The sequence below is a fragment of the Sphingosinicella microcystinivorans genome, assembly GCF_003634215.1.
Classification (GTDB): Bacteria; Pseudomonadota; Alphaproteobacteria; order Sphingomonadales; family Sphingomonadaceae; genus Sphingosinicella; species Sphingosinicella microcystinivorans.
The window spans coordinates 1-1201 of sequence record NZ_RBWX01000006.1; the positions used below are offsets into that span (position 1 = coordinate 1).

1 pseudogene is annotated in these 1201 nt (G+C 63.8%); it reads left to right on the forward strand.

Features of this window, described 5'->3' with window-relative positions:
* Window positions 1-675 precede the first annotated feature (675 nt).
* Window positions 676-1201: pseudogene (locus DFR51_RS00175) on the forward strand (relaxase/mobilization nuclease domain-containing protein); the annotation flags it as partial.

Here is a 1201-nt window from a genome sequence, read left to right on the forward strand (position 1 = left end):
TCGGTGATCGCGGCGAACACCGCATCGACGGCCTTGCGGGCATCGGTCTTGGTGGTCCCGAGCGTCTCGGCAAGCGCTTCGGCGAGGTCGGCATTGTTCATGTCTGAGCTCCAATATCGTTGTGGAAAGCCCGTCTGACGGCCTGCGGAATCGCTGTCAAACGAACATGTCGTTAATGTGATCGGCCGTTTAAAAAAGCGTGCCCGAACACACGAATCGCCCCGCATCATGCTGCGTTTCTGCTGCGCAGCAATCGGCGTTTTCTGGCGGGCCTTGCGCAAACTTTGGCGGAAAGCGCGCGAAACGCCGCGTCCATACTCATCCAATCCTGCCGAGATACCCCACGACACTGGCAAAATGACCGCTTGTCGGTCTGCAGGTGACCGTCGGTGTCCATGCCCGTCCGAAGGGGTGCGGAGGACGAATGGCAGAATGGGGCCGAGAGGGCAGAAGGACGGAACGGCAAGATGGAAAGCCGCGCCTCCCTTTGGGTGGTAAGTGTTTGTCTGCACATCGTTTTTGTTAGAGGTGGTTTTGCACCCAGCCCTCCATCTGCGAGACCGATTACGCGGAAAGCCGCAGCAATACTGGCTTATAGCGCGAGGGTCTTTGGAGGTTCTTGACGGGAACGGCAGCAGTGCGCCTCATCCTGGCTTTTGATGCCGGAGACGGGCGATGGCAGGCGGCGACGACTTCGAACTCTGGCTCGGGCGTATCGGAACCCCGCCGATGCGCTCGCGGCTCTCGAAGGCGGCATCGCGCGCGGGACGGACGGCGAAGCGGGGCGGATCACGCTCAAAGTTCACCGGCGCACGCATCGGGCGCGGCGGCGGGGTCGCGAGCGTGCTGCGGACGCGTGGGCCGAGCCATCGCCGCGTCGTGGTGAAGGCGCGCATCGTGAAGCTCGCCAAGGGACTGTCGGCGGCGCGTGCCCACGTGCGCTACCTGGAGCGCGACGGTACGACGCGCGAGGGCGAGAAGGGACGGCTCTACGGGGCAGATAGCGATGGCGTCTCGGGGAAGGCCTTCCTCGAACGGTCGGCGGGCGACCGTCACCAGTTCCGCTTCATCGTCGCGCCCGAGGACGGCGACAAGTACGAAGACCTGAAGCCGCTGGTGCGGCGGCTGATGACCGACATGGAGGAGGACTTGGGCACGAAGCTCGACTGGGTGGCGGTCGATCACTTCAACACCGGCCATC